Here is a 17,816-nt window from a genome sequence, read left to right as displayed (position 1 = left end):
ATCGCTGTGGCGGCAGGCTTTAGCATCCACATGTGCAGAATGATGTTCTACGGGCCGGGCCGCTCTCCCGCACTGTCCTGATCGCCTTCTGGCTCTGTTCCGCGGTTCATCTGGCGCTGGTCGCCGCCGACGCCGGCCCGATGATCTCCTTGACCAAGGCACTGCTCATGCCGCTGCTCGCAGTCTGGGTGCTGGCCCAGCGGGGACCGCGCCCGCTGGTGGCGGCGCTCCTGCTCTCCTGGGGCGGTGACGTGGCCCTGGAGATCGATGGTCTTTTCCTGGCCGGCATGGCCCTGTTCGCCGGGGCGCACGTCTGTTACGTGACCTACTTCGTCCGGGAGGGGGCGCTCGACGGGTTGCGCCGCCGCCCGGTGGTCCCGGTGATCTACGCCGTCGTCTGGGCGGGCCTGGTGTTCTCCCTCTGGCCGGGCCTTGGCGACCTGCGCCTGCCGGTGGCCGGCTATTCGCTGCTGCTGACCGCCACCGCGGTGACCGCGGCCGGACACGGCCTGCGGATCGGGGCCGGCGGCGCGCTGTTCCTGCTGTCCGACACGCTGATCGCGTTCGATCTGGCGGACCTTCCCCTTCCTCCGATGAACGGCCTCGTGGTCATGACCACCTACCTCGCCGCCCAATACCTCCTGGCCTCGGGCATCGTCAATCGCCTCCGTTCCTGAGAGCCGAGCCGCAGCGGTCGCGCGAAACGCCGTAGGCGCCTCTCGCCCGGCGATCGCCCGGCCGCAACGAGCGTGCTCGGTCTCTCAAAGCAGTTCGTGGAACGGCCAGGCGAGGGGTCTGATCTTGGTGATGCCTGAGCCATGCCGACGAACTTCAGGTCGGTCGTGGCCACATCGGTGATGTGGAGGCGCTCCGCCATCGCGATCACCGTGGCGTCGACGTAACCGAGTGGTGCCGCGACCATGTGCCGAACAAGCTCAGTGGCTCGCCGCCGATCCGCCTGCGTGGGGTTCACGGTCTCGTAGTCGCCGGTGGTCAACTGTTCGAGCAGCGTCGCTTCAAAGAAGGCGCCGCGCCGTACGTTGTTCCGGAGAAAGTTGCAGGTCTCGCCGAGAACCGGTTCCGGAATCACCAGGCTTCCCGGCCAGGACCCAAGCATCTGGACACATCGGCTGTGATGGGTGTCCCTTCGATCGCTGGTGGCGATCAATGGACCTGAATCACAGAGAAGTTTCTTCACGGACGATGCCGGGCGGCGTCGATCGCTTCAACGATCTCCCGGTCACGGAGGGCCTCAGCCATCATGTCGCGGTAACGGGACGAGAGGTCGTCCTCGCCGCTGTCGAAGCAGCCGACCCAGGGAAAACGCCGCCGGATGGCCTCGTAGTCGATTGCCTCCGCGCCGGATGCGTCCGCCGGTCCGCTCATGCTCCCAGTGTAAACGGTCACGCAGGGATTCTAAGTGCTTACACAGAGGTAGTCGGGCGTTTGCGATGAGTGAGTACAGCGAGGCCGAGGCACCCCTCAACCGTTGTAGGTGTCAGCAATTCCTTCCAGCCCGACGGAAACAGGCACTCGAGCGGTTCACCTGGCCGAGGTACGGCGGGCGGCCCCCACTCCCGCCCGCCGTACCGGCTCATCGGGCGGCGGCCGTCCGGCGGCGGCGGGCGGCGGCCACGTCGGCGAGTGCCACGGCCAGGGCGGCCAGCACGAAGCCGATGGTGACCAGCAACGCGTGCCGGAACGCCAGGGCGTCGTCGCCGTGCGAGGAGGTGACCGCGCCGAAGAACACCGAGCCGATCGCCGCGATGCCCATGGCGGCGCCCATCCGCTGGCCCGTCTGCAGCACGCCGCCGGCGGTGCCCGCCTCGGCGACCGGCACCTCCGACAGGGTCAGCGTCTGGTTCGGGGAGATCACCAGGCCGCTGCCCAGGCCGGTGACGAGCAGCGGCAGCGCGATGGCCCAGGCCACGTGCTGGCCGGGGACCAGCCGTACGGCGAACTCCGTGACGACCAGCCCGACGGCGACCGTCACCAGCCCCACCGCCACCATCGGGCGGCCGAACCTGCTGACGAGTCGGCCGCCCAGCACCGAGGCCGCCGCCGATCCCGCCGCGAACGGGGTGCTCGCCAGGCCCGCCTCCAGCGGCGGATAGCCCAGGCCCTCCTGCAGGTACAGGGTGAGGATGAAGAAGATCGCGGTGAAGCCGGCGAAGTAGAGCGCCGCGATCAGGGCGCCGAAGGCGTATGAGCGCCTGGTGAACAGCGACAGGTTGACGACCGGGTCGCTGTGCCGCCCGTACCGGCGCTCCCATGCCACGAAACCGATGAGCATCACGATCCCGGCCACCGGCAGCAACCACTTGCCCTGACCCTGCCACTGCTGCCCCTCCACGAACGGCAGCAGCACCAGCACCACACCGGTGGCGAGGAGCAGCACGCCCACCGGATCGACGCTCTGCCGTCGTCGCCCGTCCCGGTCCATGGCCGGGATGTAGCGGTAGGCCAGCAGGACGGCCAGGACGCCGATCGGCACGTTGACGTAGAAGACGAGCCGCCAGCCGTCCTGGTCGCCGCCCAGGTGGATGAGCAGCCCGCCGAGCAGCGGGCCGATCGCGGTCGAGATGCCGATGGTGGCGCCCAGCAGCCCGAACGCCCGGCCCCGCTCCGAACCCCGGAACAACTGCTGGATCAGGCCGCTGACCTGCGGGTTGATCACCCCGCCGGCGACCCCTTGGACGAGCCGCGCGATGACCAGCCAGGTCGAGCTCTGGGTGATCCCGGCCGCCGCGCTGGCCAGGGTGAACAGGGCGACGCCGAAGACGAACACGTTGCGCCGGCCGCGCATGTCGCCGAACCTCCCGGCGGGCACCAGCACCAGCCCGAAGGTGAGCGCGTACCCCGACACCACCCACTGCAGGTCGCTCTGCGGGGCGTGCAGCCCGGTGCGGATGGCGGGCAGCGCCACGTTGACGATGCTGACGTCCAGCAGCGTCATGAAGCCGGCCACCAGGCAGACGGTCAGCGCCTTCCACCGGCGCGGATCCGTCCCCTGCTCTCCCTGGTAGGTCGGCGTCCCGCCCTGCCGTGCCCCGGCGCTCATCCGGCCGCGCGCAGGATCTCGCGGGATGGCCGTGACGCCGTGGGTTCTCCGGGCGACGGGGGCAAGGGGATGGACAGCATCATGAGTGACTCGACTTCGATCTCGGCGAAACTTCCCGCAATTCAGCAGCGCATTCCTACCCTTTCCGGACGAGTCAATCACCATACGGGAGGCCTGTGGAAACGAGTACGGCGGGCGCCAGGTCCGCCCGCCGTACTTCTGCTGAAGGTCGCCGGAGCGGGCCGCCGTACTCGGTCAGAGGGCCGTCGTCACCGTCTCGACCGTCGTCCTGTCTCGCCCTGCTCGACATCGACAGGCGGCTTCTCACTGCGCGGTGTGCTGCCAGTAGGGGTCGCGGTAGAGGACGACGGTGGTGCCGCGGAGCAGTTCGTCCGGGGCGGAGACGAGAGTGAGCTCGCCTGCGGCTTCGAGCCCGCGCAGCACGTCGCGGACGCGCGGGCCCACGGGCAGCCGGCCGACCGGCAGGCCCAGGGTGGCGCGTACGGTGTCGGCCACCTGGGAGAGCTGGAACGGCTTGGTGAGCGGGGCGATCAGCGAGCGGACGAGATCGACGGTGATCATGGTTTCGGCCTCGACGTAGGCCAGTTCCCAGGTGAGCTGCGCTTTGCGCCGGCCCGTTCCCGCGCAGGCCGTGCACTCCTGGGAGAATCCCGGCACGATCTGTTCGACGGCCGATCCCAGACACGTGGTGCACTGGTTGGTCTCCGCCGCGTGCAGCTCGGCCGCCTCCCGGTCCGCCAGGTGCGTGCCGCAGAGGCACAGATAAGCCCGGAACCCGCCGCGGACCAGGACGAGGTCGTCGGCGTCATCGGGGATCTCGTCCCACAGTGCGGTGATCGTGTGCTTTCTCATGGTTGTGCGACTCTACCCATGGTGGCCGCGGCCGTGCGGTTCCACCGGGACCAGCCGCACGGGGGCGCTCCACAGCCATTCCTCGGTGATGTAGGTGGCGGTGAGCAGCGTCATCAGGGCCAGGATGCGCTCCACCGAGGTGGAGGGGTGCGCGCCGCAGTCACCGAACCGGCACATCCACAGCTCAAGCAGGCTGTCGTCGCTGAGCTGGTCGTAGACCGAGGGCCGGGCGACGGTGAACCCGTCCCGCCAGATGTCGACCGAGGTGCCGGCGAGCGGTAGCGCTCCCACGAGGGTCCCGCCCCCCGCGGTGACCCGCCGGGCCACGCCGTCGCGGACCGGCAGCACGCCCTCCGTCTGGAAGAGCACGACACCGCCCCCCGGCGGACTGGCGACCCGCAGCAGTTCGACGGTGGAGGCCTGCTCGGCCTCGCGCAGCGCGCCGGCCTCCACCGGCGGGCAGAGTTCGGGGAGCGCTCCCAGGCGGCGGATGACCTCGTCCTCGGCCACCCCGCCGACGAAGGCGATGCAGAAGGTCTCGCTGTAGTCCTCGTAGGAGAACATCATGTCGTCGACGGTGTCCTGGAGTTCACGGAGCCGAGGACTGATGCGTGGGGCCCCGGGAAGGTGGACGAACAGGTCCGCCAGTTCGGTGAAGAGCGCCTGGAGACCGGGAGAGCGTCCGGCGATGCACGGCCGCCAGGGGTCGGCGCCCGCGGCCAGCAGGATGCGGACGGCATCGTCCTGACCGTGGCGTACGGCCTCCCACAGGGGGGTGGCGCCGTAACTGTCGGCGGGGTCCACCTCGGCTCCCGAGGCCAGGAGCAACTCGATCACCTTGACCGCGCCCTCCTGGGCGGCCTGGTGCAGGGGTGTCGAACGCAGCCAGAAGATCCGCTGGCCGGGGTCGAACCCGTCGGCCAGCCGTTCCCGGATCTCCGCCAGGTTCGTGTCGCTCCACGCGTCCATGCCGCCGACCCACTCATCGTCGCTCACTGTTGTTCCCCATCTTGTAGCGCCGAGTGGATCAAATCAGTCTAAGACGACATTTTCCGCCAGGGCCGTACGTGACAACCGATCGGAGACGCGGGTGGTCTCCGGGAGGCGGTAGCGGGGGGTCAGCGCGAGGACGTTGTGGCAGGCCGTGTCGAGGTCCACCCGGTGCCCGACGGAGACGAACACCGGCTTGACGCCGTGGCGGGTGCGGAGCACCCGGCCGACGACGTCGCCGTCCAGGGTCAGGTCGGTCCACGAGCCTCGTTCGGGAGCAGGGGCGGGATAGGAGCCGACGAACGTGGTCTTGCCGACGCCGATCGTGGGCAGGCCGGTCAGTACGCCCAGGTGGCAGGCGAGGCCGAAACGGCGGGGGTGGGCCAGGCCGTACCCGTCGCAGACGACCAGGTCGGGGGCGGCGCTCAGGCGCCCGAGGGCTTCGAGGAGGGCGGGGACCTCCCGGAAGGCCAGCAGGCCGGGAATGTAGTCGAAGGCCACCCGGCCGCCGACGGCGACCTGTTCGACGACCTCCAGCGTGGCCCCGTCCAGCACGGCGACCGCGGCCGCGAGCCGTTCCCCGTCGTAGGCCACGTCCACCCCCGCGACCCGCGCCGGACGGCGAGGCCCCGGGCCGGTCAGGTCCAGCAGGGACCGGAGCTCGTCCTGGACCGCCTCGGCTTCCTCGATGGTGCGTGGGCTCTGTACCTTCATAGACACATGATCGCTACTTTTGGAACATGACGAGACATGACGGAAGCCTGCGACGGCTGCTGAGGTGGCCGGTGAAGTCGTTGCGGGGTGAGGAGCTCCGGGAAGGACTGTTCGACGACCGGGGCATGGCGGGCGACCGCGCCTACTCGCTCATCGACGGACGGGACGCCCACGCGGGCAAGGTGCTGACCGTACGGCAGCGCCCCGGGATGCTCCACTGGCGCGGAGCCTACGGCGCGGGGAACGCGCCGGAGCTTACCGCTCCCGACGGAACCGTCTGGAAGTGGGACGAGCCCGGCCTGACCGACGCGCTGGCCCGATCACTTGGCACGCCGCTCAGCCTGCGCGCGGCCGACGGGCAGCAGGACCGGGGACCGACCGTGCTGGTCACCTTCCAGGCATCCCTGCTGGCGCTGGAGGAGGAGCTCGGCGCTCCGGTCGACCTGCTCAGGTTCCGGCCCAACCTGCACCTGGACCTCGACGCCCCCGCCTTCGCCGAGGAGCGCTGGGGGCCCGGCACCACGGTCACCGTGGGCGAGGTGGACCTCGCGGTGGCCGGGAACCACACAGGACCGTGCATCCGGTGTGCCGTGCCCAGCTGGGACCCCGGCGGGCGCGAGCGCTGGCCCGAACTGCAGAAATGGCTGATCCAGGAGCACGAGAACAAGTTCGGTGTGATCATGCGGGTGACCCGGCCCGGCGTCGTCAGGCTCGGGGACCGGTCGGTCGTGGAGGTGGCGAGCGGCTCGTAGGGCCCGTCCCCAAAGCCGACCGCGGGTCCCTCCCGGACGGACCGCTCCAGAGGACGGGCTCTCCGGTGGTACGGCGCGGGCGACCGTACCCGGGTCCACGCACGGCGAGCCGGGGAAACTAGGGTGCGGTGAGCAGACCTTCGGGGAAAGGGGCCGGACATGTCGGTGCTCGTGGCGTTCAGCGTGACTCCGATCGGGACGGGGGAGGACGTCGGCGAGCTCGTCGCCGAGGCGGTGCGGGTGGTCCGTGCGTCGGGGCTGCCGAATCGGACCGATGCCATGTTCACCACCGTGGAGGGCGAGACCTGGGACGAGGTCATGGCCGTGGTGAAGGACGCGGTCGCGGTGGTCGAGGCGCGGTGCGGCCGGGTCAGCCTGGTGCTGAAGGCCGACATCCGAGCCGGGCAGGACGGACGGCTGGACGCCAAGGTGGCCACCGTCGAACGGCATCTCGCCCCCTAGACTTCCGGACGCCGTCTTTCCGCAGGCCCCGCGGCCCGGATTCCCCAGTCCGTCGCCGGGTGGGGGACGGCCTTTCCGGTCGGTCGCGGGGCAGGTTCGAGACGGCCTTTCCGGTCGGCGGCCGGGCGGGTGCGGGACGGCCTTTCCAGGCTGTTGCCCGGCGGGTGCGGGACGGCCTTCACCGGCCCGCCGTCCGGCGGGCGCGGAAGGGTCTACTCCGCCGGGAACACCGGCGGGGGCGTGATCGGTTACAGGGGCAGGACTATTCGGGAGCGTGGGCGGGTGGCGGGAAAAGGATCTGTGGGACGTCTCGTTGTGGGCGGACTGGCGCTGGCCGCCGCGGGATGGGCGCTGAGGGACATTCCGGCGGAGCTCGGCGGCCGGGCCACAGGGGAGCGGCTCGCCCGGATGCTGCGCTCTCCGCGGTTCCGCGACGGCGTCTTCCACAACACCGTGCCGGGCTCCTACACGCCGCCGGTGAGCAACGTCCCGGGGATCCTCCGTGAGATGATCATCAACCGTGACGCCCGGCTGCCCGCCGGCCCGGTCCCGCTGGTGACCTCCCCGGCCACCCCGCAGTCCGCAGCCGGGCTGAGCGTCGTCTGGTACGGCCACGCCACCACGCTCGTGGAGATCGAGGGACGGCGCGTCCTGTTCGACCCGGTGTGGAGCGAGCGCGCCTCGCCCTCGCGGCTGGTGGGCCCCCGGCGGCTGCACCCGCTGCCGACCCCGCTGACCGCCCTTCCGGCACTCGACGCGATCGTGATCTCCCACGACCACTACGACCACCTCGACCGGGCCACGGTCCGCGCGCTCACCGCCGCCGGATCCGCGCCCTTCCTGGTCCCCCTGGGCATCGGCGCCCACCTGGAGCGCTGGGGCGTCCCCGCCTCGCGGATCATCGAGCTCGACTGGGAGGAGGAGGCGAGCGTCGCGGGTCTGCGGTTCGTCGCCACGGCCGCCAGGCACTTCTCCGGGCGCACCCTCACCCGCAACACCACCCTCTGGGGCTCATGGGTGGTCGCGGGAGCGACCAGGCGGGTCTTCTACGCCGGAGACTCCGGCTACTTCGACGGCTACGCCGGCATCGGCGCCGCGCACGGGCCGTTCGACCTCACCCTGATGCCGATCGGCGCCTACAGCCCCGCCTGGCCCGACATCCACATGGACCCCGAGGAGGCGGTCAACGCCCACCTCGACCTGGGCGGCAGGCTGCTCCTGCCCGTTCACTGGGCGACCTTCACCCTGGCCGTCCACCCGTGGGCCGAGCCCGCCGACCGGCTGTGGCACGAGGCCAAGGCCCGCGACGTCCGCCTGGCGATCCCCCGTCCCGGCGACCGCGTCGACGTCGACGACGTCCCCCTGCTGGACGGCTGGTGGGAGCTGCTCGGCGCCTGACGGGCGTTTCTAGACGGCCGCCAGGCGGGTGCGGACGACGAGGTCGTGCAGAGCATCGGCCGAGGTCGCGACGGCGGGGAGAGCGGAGGCGTCCCTGGCCTCCGCCAGCTCCGAGGTCAGCCGCGCCACGTCGCGTGCCAGCCGTACCGGATCGGGGGCGCCGGCGGGCAGCAGACCGTGCTCGGCCGATCGCTTGGCGGCCGTCAGGTCGGCGAGATACGGCGGTGCGCCGGCGGCGAGGCCGGTGAGCCGGGTCAGGTCGGCGACCAGGACTCCGGTGCGCATCAGGTGGACGCCGGTGAGCAGCACCCGGAAGGTGTAGAGCAGCGGCTTGAGCTCGCCCGAGCGCTCGAACAGCCGCCACTGGGTGCGGGCGAATCCCAGGTAGTGGTCGGCGTGGTGGCGGGTGAGGCAGCCGGGAGCGGCTGCGGCCATCTCCTGGTGAACCGGTGAGGTGGCCACCACCAGCGGGGAGAGCAACTGCTCCAGCACGTACCCGTTGCGGCGTAGCAGCAGGCGGCAGAACTTGGCCAGGTCATGGGTGACCAGGTCCACTTCGACGCCGTGCCGTACCCAGGAACGGGTGACGGTCTCCTCGCCGGTGCGCAGACCGACCACCTGCTCCAGGGGCAGCACATGCACGCCGCGCAGATCGACGTCGGAGTCGGCCGAGGGGAAGCCGTACAGATGCGCGCCGCTGACCGTCACGAAGGCCGGAGGGCTGGCCTGCTCGGCGGGGATCTCTTCCAGCCAGGCGGGCAGAGTGATGGTCACAGGGCGGCCTTCCTCGTGGTCGTCAGGTAGTCCTCGACGCGTCGCCGGTCCGGCTGGGCGGGGAGCACGCTCGTGCCGTCGAAGCGCGCGGTCAGCTCCGCGCGCCACCGCTGGACCTCGCTCCAGGAGACCTCGCCCCGCCGTACGGCGAGCAGCCGGTCCCGATGGTCGTCCATCCGGACCAGCGGCTCGCCGTGGCGGACCAGGTGCAGGCCGCTGAGCAGCAGCCGGATCATGTGCATCGCCTGCTTCCACCTGGGGCGCTCGGGGTCCAGACGGCGGAACTGGGCGTCGGCGTATCCGGTGAAGGTCTGGTGGGCGCGCCGGGACAGGAAGGCGCTCCGGATCGCCAGCAGGTCCTCACCCGCGGGGGCGGCGTGCTCGACGATCGGCGACCACAGGCACTCCAGGACCGTCGGGTTGGCCTCCAGCGCGAGCCCGCAGAACCGCTCGACCTCCCAGGAGAACTGCTCGGGCAGCGGCCCCTCGACGTGCGTGGGCGGCTTGGTCAGCCGCCAGAACAGCGGGGTCGGCGCCACGAAGACGCCGCGCCGGTCCACGTCGGACTCCTCGGTCTCCAGCCCGTAGGCGCGGGAGCCGACCACCACCGACAGCACCAGATGATCAGGGACGAACCGTGCTTCCATCCGGCAAGCCTGCCAGTCCGGCACCCGGAGCCGCCACGGCCTTTCGCCGGGCGACCGAGGCGGTCTGCCGGCGACGGGGACACGTGTCCCGGCCGCCCCCATGTCCACCGGGCGGCTGCGGCCCGTCGGCGGAGGACGCGTCCTCCGCCCCGGGCCCCCTCCACCTCGGTCGCGAACAGCCACCGGGGTCCCGTCGGAGCATTTTTTGAAAAATCCCCCGATCGCCGGTGTGCATGGGGAATCCGGGCTTACCGGTCCCAATATGATGTTGCACTGTTTACCGATTCATGGGCCGGGACTGACCGCGACTTTGCGCAAACGGCCGACGGGATCCGTCTGGGGGGACAGTGCCGGTCTTCGTTGTGCGTGGTGTGAGGTCGTCGGACCGATGAGCTCGCCGCCTGAGAAGTCGAAGATCATTCTCTATGACTACGAGCGCTTCAGCCAGCTTGCCGGGCCGCTGACCGAACCGGAGCCGGGTGTGCCGTACCGCGTCCGGTACCGCTCGATGCTGGCCAGCGAGCCGCACCGGGTGCGGGCGGTGCTGCTCATGACGGCCGCGCTCGTCGTGGAGTTCACCATGATGGGGTGGCTGCTGCTGCCCGCGCACTGGACGGTCCGCCCCGATCCCTACAACATGCTTCCCTGGCATCTCCTGGCCGCTGACAAGGTGATGCTCGTCTCGATCGCCCTGATCGAGATATTCCGCCTGGTCAGCGTGGTCTCCAATGTGCACGCCATGCTGGCGGCCAGGGATCCGGTCCCGGTGACGCCCGAGCGCGGCAGCCGGGTGGCCTTCATCACCACCTGCGTGCCCGGCAAGGAACCGCTGGAGATGGTCCGGGAGACCCTGTCGGCCGCCCTGCAGATCCGCCATGACGGTGTGCTCGACGTGTGGCTGCTGGACGAGGGAAACGACCCCGAGATCCGCGAACTCTGCGACTGGCTGGGCGTCCGCCATTTCAGCCGCAAGGGCGTGCCCGAATGGAACCAGCCCAAGGGTTCCTTCCGGGCCAAGACCAAGCACGGCAACTACAACAGCTGGCTCGATTCCCACGGCGACAAGTACGACTTCTTCGTCTCCGTCGACACCGACCACGTGCCGCTGCCGGAGTTCTGTGAGCGCATGCTCGGATACTTCCGCGACCCCCGGGTGGCGTTCGTGGTCGGCCCCCAGGTCTACGGCAACTACACCGCCGGGGTCACCAAGGCCGCCGAGAGCCAGCAGTTCCTCTTCCACTCGCTGATCCAGCGCGCCGGCAACCTGTACGGGGCGCCCATGTTCGTCGGCACCAACAACGCCGTGCGGATCCGGGCGCTCAAGCAGATCGGCGGCCTGTACGACTCGATCACCGAGGACATGGCAACCGGCATCGAGTTCCACCGCTCCCGCGACCCGCGGACCGGGGAGCGCTGGATGTCGGTCTACACCCCCGACGTGCTCGCCGTGGGGGAGGGCCCCTCGTCGTGGACGGACTTCTTCACCCAGCAGCTCCGCTGGAGCAGGGGCACCTACGAGACGCTGCTCACCCAGTTCTGGCGGGCCGCGCCGCGGCTGTCGCCCGGACGGTTCTTCAACTACAGCCTGATGGTGACCTTCTACCCGATGTCCGCGCTCAACTGGCTGCTGGCCGGCCTGAGCGCGACCCTCTTCATGGCGGTGGGCGGCTCCGGCGTCACCGTGCCCATGGACGTGTGGCTGATGCTGTACGGCGACGCGGCCCTGCTGCAGATCATGCTCTACACCTGGAACCGGCGGCACAACGTCAGCCCGCACGAGCCGGAGGGCTCCTCCGGGGTGGCCGGCATGGTCATGTCGGCGCTGTCGGCCCCCATCTACGTGGCGTCGCTGCTGGGGGCCGCGCTGCGGCGGCCCAGCAAGTTCGTCGTCACCCCGAAGGGGGACTCGGCCAGCCCCGACCAGATCGCCACCTTCCGCATTCACCTGTGGTGGGCCGTGCTCTTCGGCGGCGGGCTGCTGCTGAGCGTCTTCTGGAGCGGGCACGTCCACCTGGTCATGACCCTCTGGGCGATCCTCGCCCTCACGATCTGCCTGGGTCCGCTGGCGACCTGGGCATGGAACAACCGAGGTAACCGTTGAGCCGTCTACGGAAGAACCTGATCGCCGGAGCGGTGGTGGCCGCGATCGTCGGGGTCAACATGCCGGCTGTCGCCGGCTTCGCCGCCAGGGAGTGGCACAGCTACCAGATCAACCGGGATGACTACAAGGCCCGTTACGGGTCCTGGAGCTTCCTCGACGTCCCCGACGAGTTCAAGGTCAACGCCATCCACGCGGCGCTGCTGCGCACCGGCAAGGTGCTCATCGTCGCCGGCTCCGGCAACAACGCCGCCAACTTCGCCAAGGGCACCTTCAAGACCGTTCTGTGGGACCCGACCAAGCCGGGTCAGGCCGGCGAGTTCAAGACGATCGACACCCCCGTCGACTTCTTCTGCGCCGGACACGTGCTCCTGCCCAACGGCAACCTCCTCATCGCCGGTGGCACGCTCCGTTTCGAGGTGCTCAAGAACAAGGTGAAAAGGGCGGGAGGGGCCCTGACGATCAAGAACGAGAGCCCCCACCTCACCCGGCAACTGCACCCCGGCACCCTGCTGTCGGCCCCCAACGGGAAGCTCTACCGCACCACCGCCCACATCACGGTGCCTCCCGCCAAGAAGACCGAGACCGGCGTGCCGGGCAAGGTCCGGATCAAGCCCAGCGAGACGAAGGTCTTCGCAGAGTCCGTGATCGAGGGCGCTCCCGGCCTCTTCGCCTCACCCGGCGGCCGCTACGTCAAATACGAGATCCAGGGGCTGACCGGCAGGGAGAAGAAGAACCTCTACGCCATGGGCGCGAGCATGACGCTCGAGAAGCAGGACTACCAGGGCATCAGGGACGCCTACGAGTTCGATCCGATCGCCGAGCGTTACATCAAGGTCCAGGACATGTCCGAGGGACGCTGGTACCCGACGATGACCACGCTGCCCGACGGCAAGGTGATGACGGTCTCCGGTCTGGACACGGTGGGGCAGATCACCAGGGACAACGAGATCTACGACCCGGCGACCAGGACCTGGGAGCCCGGCCCCAAGCGGTTCTTCCCCAGCTACCCGGCGCTGTTCCTGCTGGCGAACGACACCCTGTTCTTCTCCGGGATGAACGCCGGGTACGGCCCGGGGCAGCTCGCGCTCCGGCCTCCCGGCATCTGGGACTACCGCCACGACACCGACCGCCTGGTGAAGTCCCCCGGCGGCATCGGCGGCCTGGCACCCGACGAGATGGAGGCGTTCACCCCGGTCCCCGGTCTGCCCGAGTCCGAGCTCAACGAGACCGGGGCCTCGGTGATGCTGCCCCCCGCGCAGGACCAGCGGATCATGGTGATGGGCGGCGGCCCGGTCGGGGAGCGCCAGCCGGGCCTGCCGAACGCCACCGACCGGACCGCCATCATCGACCTCAAGCAGCCCGCACCCCGTTACGTCCGCGGCCCGGACCTCTCCGACCCGGTGCGCTACCCGTCGGCGGTGCTGCTGCCCGACGACACGGTGCTCTCCTTCAACGGATCCAGCGACTACCGGGGCCGGGGCAACAGCGACGTCCTGCGCGCCGAGGTCTACCGCCCGCAGAGCAACAGCTTCCACGAGGCGGCGGCGCCCGCGGTGGGCCGCAACTACCACTCCGAGGGCCTGTTGCTGCCCGACGGCCGGGTGCTCAGCATGGGTTCCGACCCGCTCTTCGCCGACGAGGCGAACACGATCCCCGGCTCGTTCGAACAACGGATAGAGATCTACACCCCGACCTACCTGCACAACGGCGAGAAGCAGCCGATCATCACCGACGGGCGGCGGATGCTGACCCTGGGCTCCAGAGCCGGTTTCAAGACCGCCGACGCCGAGCGCATCAAGGAGGTCCGGCTGATGCGGCCGAGCGCGGTCACCCACGTCACGGACGTGGAGCAGCGCTCGATCAAGGTCGCGTTCACCCGGGTGCCCACCGGTATCGTCGTGACGGTCCCGACCAATCCCGCTCTGGTGCCGCCCGGCTGGTACATGCTGTTCGGCGTCACGGAGAAAGGAACCCCGTCCCCGGCCCGCTGGGTCCACATCGAAGGAGCTCGATGAACAGGTACGGTCGCGCGATCACCGCGCTGGCCTTCGCTTTCGCGGCGGCGGCCTGCGGCGACGACTCCTCGTCCGCCCCGGCCGCCTCCGGGGCGCCGCGGTTCTACGTCGACCCCGGCGGCGCCGCGGCCGGAGAGGTCCGCAAGCTGGAACAGGAGGGGAAGACCGAGGACGCGGCACTGATCCGCAAGATCGCCGACCGGCCGAACGCCATCTGGATCGGCGACGAGGACCCGCAGGGGCGGGTCGCCGACATCACCGCGAAGGCGCAGGAGAGCGGTCAGGTGCCGGTCCTGGTGGCCTACCGCATCCCCGATCGCGACTGCGGCCAGTTCTCGGCGGGCGGCGCCACGAGCGCCGAGGAGTACCGATCCTGGATCGGCCGGTTCGCCGAGGGCATCGGCGACCGGCCCGCCTGGGTCATCGTCGAACCGGACGCGCTGGCGCACATCCTCGACAGCTGCACCCAGGGCGGCAGGGCGGCCGAACGGCTCGACCTGCTCCGCGGAGCGGTGCAGACACTCAAGAAGAAGCCCAAGGCCAAGGTCTACCTGGACGCCGGGAACGCCGGCTGGATCCAGAACGCCGACGACTGGGCCGAGCCGATGCGGCAGGCCGGGGTGACCGAGGCGGACGGCTTCGCCTTCAACGTCAGCAACTTCTTCAGCACCGAGGACAGCGTGGCCGCGGCCCGGCGGCTCTCCGACGGGCTCGGCGGGGTGCACTACGTGATCGACACCTCACGCAACGGCAACGGCCCGCTGCGCGAGGGCGAGGGGACCGATTCGTGGTGCAACCCCCAGGGCAGGGCGCTGGGCGCCGAGCCGACGACCCGGACCGGTCACGAGCGGGTGGACGCCTTCCTGTGGGTCAAGCGGCCGGGAGAGTCCGACGGCGACTGCCACCGGGGGGAACCGAAACCCGGCGACTGGTTCCCGGCCTACGCCCTCGAACTCGCCCGCAACGCGAAGTGACGGTCTGATTCGTTATATCGCGGACCTTGCAGTCGGAGATCACTTGGCAGGAGATTGACCGGAGTCGTCAGATTTTCATCGACCCTTCCGGAGTCCTCCTCGATGAACAGATGGAAGACCGTCCTCATCGCCCTGGCGGTGGCCGTACCCTCCGGCGCACTGCCCGCGGCGGCCGCGCGATCCGCGGCCGCCCCGATCGAGAACAACGAGACCCAGCCCGTCTACTCGCGCGCCGACGCCCTGACCCAGACCGTGTTCGTCGAGGTCGCCGGGGTCGACAGCGACGGCGACGGCCACCCGGACCGGGTCGCGGTCGACATCATGCGGCCGAAGGAGACCGCGGCCGGGCTGAAGGTCCCCGTCATCATGGAGGCCAGCCCGTACTACGCGGGCGGCAACGACGTCCCCAACCACGTCGTGGACCTCGACGGCTCCGACCCGGCGGGCATGGAGTACCGGCGCAACAAGTTCAACGACCTGCGCGACGAGATGTTCGGCCTGGGGGAGGACGCGGCCACGTCCCGCGCGACCGCGCCGCCCTTCAGCGGTTACTACGACAACTACTTCGTCCCGCGCGGCTACGCGGTCGCCCTGGTGGAGAACCTCGGCTCCGGCCGGGCGACCGGCTGCCCGACGACCGGCCTGGACAACGAGACCGCCGGACCCAAGGCCGCCGTCGACTGGCTCAACGGCCGCGCCCGCGGGTTCGACGCCGCGGGCGCCGAGGTCCGGGCCGACTGGTCCACCGGAAACGTCGGCATGATCGGCGTCTCCTACAACGGCACCCTGCCCAACGCCGTCGCCGCGACCGGGGTCAAGGGGCTCAAGACGATCGTGCCGATCGCGGCCATCTCCTCCTGGTACGACTACTACCGGGCCAACGGCGGCGTGCTCGCCCCGGGCGGCTACCAGGGCGAGGACGCCGACGTGCTCGCCCGCTACGTCCTCACCCGCGAGAACGGCCAGCAGGCCTGCGGTGCGCTGATGGACCGGATCGAGCACGACCAGGACCGGGTGACCGGCGACTACTCCGAGTTCTGGGACGAGCGCAACTACCTCAACGACGTGCGCAAGGTCCGCGCCAGCGTGTTCCTGGTCCACGGCCTCAACGACTGGAACGTCAAGACCAAGCAGGCCGTCCAGTGGTGGGACGCGCTCGCCAAGCAGGGCGTGCCCCGCAAGATCTGGCTGCACCAGGGCGCCCACTTCAACCCCTTCTCCTTCGCCCAGCGCAACACCGAGTGGCTGCGCCAGCTCCACCGCTGGTTCGACTACAACCTGTACGGCCTGCGCAACGGCATCATGGACGAGCCGCAGGCGGACGTGGAGTCGGGACCGAACCAGTGGGCCCAGTACGCCTCGTGGCCGCTGCCCGGCACCCGTGACGTACGGCTGCGCCTGGCCGCCGGGACGGACGGCGGCAACGGCACACTGAGCGCGGACCGCCCGCACGGCCACGCCACGGAGACCTTCACCGACCAGAGCGCCCGCACCGCCGAGCAGCTCGCCGAGAACGTCACGGCCGCCGACCCCAACCGGCTGGCCTACCTCTCACCCGTCCTGACCAAGGACGCCCGGCTCTCCGGCACACCGGGCGTCTCGGTCAGGGCGGCGTTCGCCGGCGGGCGCTCGCCGTACCTGACGGCCCTGCTCGTCGACTACGGCACCGACACCCGCGCCTACGGCAGCGTCGTCTACGGCGCCGACCCGGTCTGCTACGGCGAGGGCGTGCCGGGTGACACCGGCTGCTCCCGCCTCGCCGAGCACGTCACGGCGACCGCCCCCTATAAGATCATCACCAGGGGCTGGCTCGACGTCCGCAACCGCCACTCCGCCTCCCGGACGGAACCGCTCCGCGAGGGCCGCTTCTACGACTTCGACCTCGACCTCCAGCCCAACGACTACATCGTCAAGGCCGGCCACCGGATCGGCGTCGTGCTCATCTCCACCGACCGCGACTACACGCTCCGCCTGCCCGCCGGGACCACCGTCTCGGTCGAGCCCGGCGCCAGCTCGGTCGACCTTCCCCTGGTCGGGGGCCGTTCCGCCCTCGGCTGACGGCGAGGACGCAGAGGGTGACGCCGTGGATGACCACGGCGTCACCCAGGCAGCCCGATCGCCGTGCCCGGTCGCCGTGCCGGGGCGTCCCTGAGGGGGTGACCCTGGCTTGTCCCTGACTTCGGCCCGTGACCCTGCCGCCGGGCCGCTCCGCCCCCTAGCGTTGGAGCCATGGGACGAATTCTGCTGATCGTGGCGGCCGTGGTGCTCGCCTTCCTCCTGCTCGGCCCGCTCCTGGGCTTTGTCTTCGGACTGCTCAAGTGGGCTCTGATCATCGGCCTGGTCGCCGTGGTGGTCATGTTCGGGGCCAGGTTGTTCCGCTCCTCCGGCGTCCGGGACTGAGCCGGCGGCCACCGGGCGGGCACCTGCTCCACCGGCCCGCCCGCTCCGGCCGGGGCGGCTCCGGGGACTACCAGCGGCGTTCCGCTCCGAGCCCGAGTGCCCTGGCGACCTCTCCGACGGTGTGGAACTCCGTGTCGGGCAGGTCGCGCAGAAGGGCGACGACGGAGTCGGGGGCGACCGCCGCCTCGGCGTGCGCGATGAGGCCGTCACGGTCCGACGGCCAGTGGGCGTCACTCAGCCATTTCGCGAGGGCACTGCGGCGCGCGACGTCGGCCGGGGTGATCCCGCGGGGAGTGCCGGGCTCGTGACCCGGTGGGTACTTTCGCGGAGCGGCTTCCTTCTCGGGGTCCACGACCGCCTCCGGGTCCGCCCACTCCTCGGCGTGGGTGGGGCCGCCGCCGCGCACGACCCCTTCGGTCTCGTGCTTCTGCTCCTCATCGACGCGTGGGCCGTGCTTGGCGCTGCCACGTTCAGCATCCATGACCTGACCTCCTGAAACGTGCTCGTGATATGTCACGTACCCACTGTCGGCATTCCCACCGCCCTTCCATCAGGTAGCCGTGTAAACGCCTGGGAAAGGGGCAGGTGGCCGGTACGGTCCCTGCCCGACAGCTCCCAAGCCGACCGGCCGCCGCCCGCGGGCGGCGGGCGCCGA

General features: G+C 70.4%; 18 protein-coding genes. 9 read left to right on the top strand and 9 right to left on the bottom strand.

From position 1 onward, the window contains the following. Positions 1 to 32 precede the first annotated feature (32 nt). On the top strand, positions 33 to 677 hold the full coding sequence (locus OHA77_RS01910) for a lysoplasmalogenase (protein ID WP_406315660.1): 645 nt from the start codon (positions 33 to 35) through the stop codon (positions 675 to 677). On the opposite strand, the gene OHA77_RS01905 is transcribed toward OHA77_RS01910, so the two are convergent. The 6 genes from OHA77_RS01905 to OHA77_RS01880 form a co-directional block, all read right to left on the bottom strand. Further along, entirely contained in the window at positions 620 to 1,198 is a 579-nt protein-coding gene (locus OHA77_RS01905; RefSeq protein WP_406315658.1) for a type II toxin-antitoxin system VapC family toxin, read from the bottom strand. The two genes, OHA77_RS01910 and OHA77_RS01905, sit on opposite strands and share 58 nt — an antisense overlap. Then, positions 1,195 to 1,407 carry a hypothetical protein gene (locus OHA77_RS01900; protein WP_406315656.1) on the bottom strand — a complete coding sequence of 71 codons (213 nt, stop codon included), beginning with the start codon at positions 1,405 to 1,407 and terminating at the stop codon, positions 1,195 to 1,197. The genes OHA77_RS01905 and OHA77_RS01900 overlap by 4 nt, the downstream gene beginning before the upstream one ends. 187 nt (positions 1,408 to 1,594) lie before the next feature. Continuing rightward, entirely contained in the window at positions 1,595 to 3,061 is a 1,467-nt protein-coding gene (locus tag OHA77_RS01895; RefSeq protein ID WP_406315655.1) for an MFS transporter, read from the bottom strand. A 324-nt stretch (positions 3,062 to 3,385) separates the two neighbouring features. Next, positions 3,386 to 3,934 carry a hypothetical protein gene (locus tag OHA77_RS01890; protein WP_406315653.1) on the bottom strand — a complete coding sequence of 183 codons (549 nt, stop codon included), beginning with the start codon at positions 3,932 to 3,934 and terminating at the stop codon, positions 3,386 to 3,388. Between the two features lie 12 nt (positions 3,935 to 3,946). Then, positions 3,947 to 4,930, bottom strand: coding sequence for an ankyrin repeat domain-containing protein (locus OHA77_RS01885; RefSeq protein WP_406315651.1), 984 nt, complete (start codon positions 4,928 to 4,930; stop codon positions 3,947 to 3,949). Positions 4,931 to 4,966: 36 nt separating this feature from the next. Further along, complete coding sequence (locus OHA77_RS01880) at positions 4,967 to 5,638, bottom strand: endonuclease V (RefSeq protein ID WP_406315649.1); 672 nt, start codon at positions 5,636 to 5,638, stop codon at positions 4,967 to 4,969. 26 nt (positions 5,639 to 5,664) lie between these two features. Between OHA77_RS01880 and OHA77_RS01875 the strand changes: the two genes are divergently transcribed. The 3 genes from OHA77_RS01875 to OHA77_RS01865 all read left to right on the top strand — a co-directional run bounded on the left by OHA77_RS01875 (position 5,665) and on the right by OHA77_RS01865 (position 8,250). Then, positions 5,665 to 6,390, top strand: coding sequence for an MOSC domain-containing protein (locus tag OHA77_RS01875; RefSeq protein WP_406315648.1), 726 nt, complete (start codon positions 5,665 to 5,667; stop codon positions 6,388 to 6,390). A gap of 165 nt (positions 6,391 to 6,555) precedes the next feature. Then, positions 6,556 to 6,852: an MTH1187 family thiamine-binding protein gene (locus OHA77_RS01870; protein WP_326827073.1), complete on the top strand. Its 297-nt coding sequence runs from the start codon at positions 6,556 to 6,558 to the stop codon at positions 6,850 to 6,852. Between the two features lie 300 nt (positions 6,853 to 7,152). Continuing rightward, positions 7,153 to 8,250, top strand: a complete 1,098-nt coding sequence (locus OHA77_RS01865; RefSeq protein WP_406315646.1) for an MBL fold metallo-hydrolase — start codon at positions 7,153 to 7,155, stop codon at positions 8,248 to 8,250. A 9-nt stretch (positions 8,251 to 8,259) separates the two neighbouring features. Here the strand turns inward: OHA77_RS01865 and OHA77_RS01860 are convergent, their stop codons facing one another. Further along, positions 8,260 to 9,024 (bottom strand): DNA polymerase beta superfamily protein, encoded by a 765-nt coding sequence (locus OHA77_RS01860; RefSeq protein ID WP_406315645.1) that lies wholly within the window; start codon positions 9,022 to 9,024, stop codon positions 8,260 to 8,262. Beyond that, positions 9,021 to 9,671 (bottom strand): DNA polymerase beta superfamily protein, encoded by a 651-nt coding sequence (locus OHA77_RS01855; protein ID WP_326822414.1) that lies wholly within the window; start codon positions 9,669 to 9,671, stop codon positions 9,021 to 9,023. The genes OHA77_RS01860 and OHA77_RS01855 overlap by 4 nt, the downstream gene beginning before the upstream one ends. A 388-nt stretch (positions 9,672 to 10,059) precedes the next feature. On the opposite strand from OHA77_RS01855, the gene OHA77_RS01850 reads away from it, so the two are divergent. The 5 genes from OHA77_RS01850 (at position 10,060) to OHA77_RS01830 (ending at position 17,161) form a co-directional block, all read left to right on the top strand. Beyond that, a complete protein-coding gene (locus tag OHA77_RS01850; protein WP_406315643.1) occupies positions 10,060 to 11,772 on the top strand; it encodes a glycosyltransferase family 2 protein in 1,713 nt (570 codons plus the stop codon). After that, positions 11,769 to 13,787: a galactose oxidase-like domain-containing protein gene (locus OHA77_RS01845; RefSeq protein ID WP_406315641.1), complete on the top strand. Its 2,019-nt coding sequence runs from the start codon at positions 11,769 to 11,771 to the stop codon at positions 13,785 to 13,787. The genes OHA77_RS01850 and OHA77_RS01845 overlap by 4 nt, the downstream gene beginning before the upstream one ends. After that, on the top strand, positions 13,784 to 14,761 hold the full coding sequence (locus tag OHA77_RS01840) for a glycoside hydrolase family 6 protein (protein ID WP_406315639.1): 978 nt from the start codon (positions 13,784 to 13,786) through the stop codon (positions 14,759 to 14,761). Before OHA77_RS01845 ends, OHA77_RS01840 begins: the two co-directional genes overlap by 4 nt. Positions 14,762 to 14,863: 102 nt before the next feature. Further along, positions 14,864 to 16,819 (top strand): Xaa-Pro dipeptidyl-peptidase, encoded by a 1,956-nt coding sequence (locus tag OHA77_RS01835; RefSeq protein WP_406315637.1) that lies wholly within the window; start codon positions 14,864 to 14,866, stop codon positions 16,817 to 16,819. Between the two features lie 171 nt (positions 16,820 to 16,990). Next, positions 16,991 to 17,161, top strand: a complete 171-nt coding sequence (locus OHA77_RS01830) for a hypothetical protein (protein ID WP_406315635.1) — start codon at positions 16,991 to 16,993, stop codon at positions 17,159 to 17,161. A 67-nt stretch (positions 17,162 to 17,228) separates the two neighbouring features. On the opposite strand, the gene OHA77_RS01825 is transcribed toward OHA77_RS01830, so the two are convergent. Continuing rightward, positions 17,229 to 17,642, bottom strand: coding sequence for a DUF2795 domain-containing protein (locus OHA77_RS01825; protein WP_406315633.1), 414 nt, complete (start codon positions 17,640 to 17,642; stop codon positions 17,229 to 17,231). Positions 17,643 to 17,816 lie beyond the last annotated feature (174 nt).

Origin of the sequence: Streptosporangium sp. NBC_01639 (assembly GCF_045209755.1) — a bacterium.
In the GTDB taxonomy this organism is placed as follows: Bacteria; Actinomycetota; Actinomycetes; order Streptosporangiales; family Streptosporangiaceae; genus Streptosporangium.
Note: the sequence above shows the minus strand (reverse complement) of the source record. Positions and strands in the feature narration are given on the sequence as shown.

Excerpts from the sequence above, each read along its gene's own strand:
- OHA77_RS01890 (WP_406315653.1), bottom strand. The coding sequence starts at position 3,934 with ATGAGAAAGCACACGATCACCGCACTGTGGGACGAGATCCCCGATGAC.
- OHA77_RS01840 (WP_406315639.1), top strand. The coding sequence starts at position 13,784 with ATGAACAGGTACGGTCGCGCGATCACCGCGCTGGCCTTCGCTTTCGCG.
- OHA77_RS01880 (WP_406315649.1), bottom strand. The coding sequence starts at position 5,638 with ATGAAGGTACAGAGCCCACGCACCATCGAGGAAGCCGAGGCGGTCCAG.
- OHA77_RS01835 (WP_406315637.1), top strand. The coding sequence starts at position 14,864 with ATGAACAGATGGAAGACCGTCCTCATCGCCCTGGCGGTGGCCGTACCC.
- OHA77_RS01895 (WP_406315655.1), bottom strand. The coding sequence starts at position 3,061 with ATGAGCGCCGGGGCACGGCAGGGCGGGACGCCGACCTACCAGGGAGAG.
- OHA77_RS01825 (WP_406315633.1), bottom strand. The coding sequence starts at position 17,642 with ATGGATGCTGAACGTGGCAGCGCCAAGCACGGCCCACGCGTCGATGAG.
- OHA77_RS01855 (WP_326822414.1), bottom strand. The coding sequence starts at position 9,671 with ATGGAAGCACGGTTCGTCCCTGATCATCTGGTGCTGTCGGTGGTGGTC.
- OHA77_RS01850 (WP_406315643.1), top strand. The coding sequence starts at position 10,060 with ATGAGCTCGCCGCCTGAGAAGTCGAAGATCATTCTCTATGACTACGAG.
- OHA77_RS01875 (WP_406315648.1), top strand. The coding sequence starts at position 5,665 with ATGACGAGACATGACGGAAGCCTGCGACGGCTGCTGAGGTGGCCGGTG.
- OHA77_RS01830 (WP_406315635.1), top strand. The coding sequence starts at position 16,991 with ATGGGACGAATTCTGCTGATCGTGGCGGCCGTGGTGCTCGCCTTCCTC.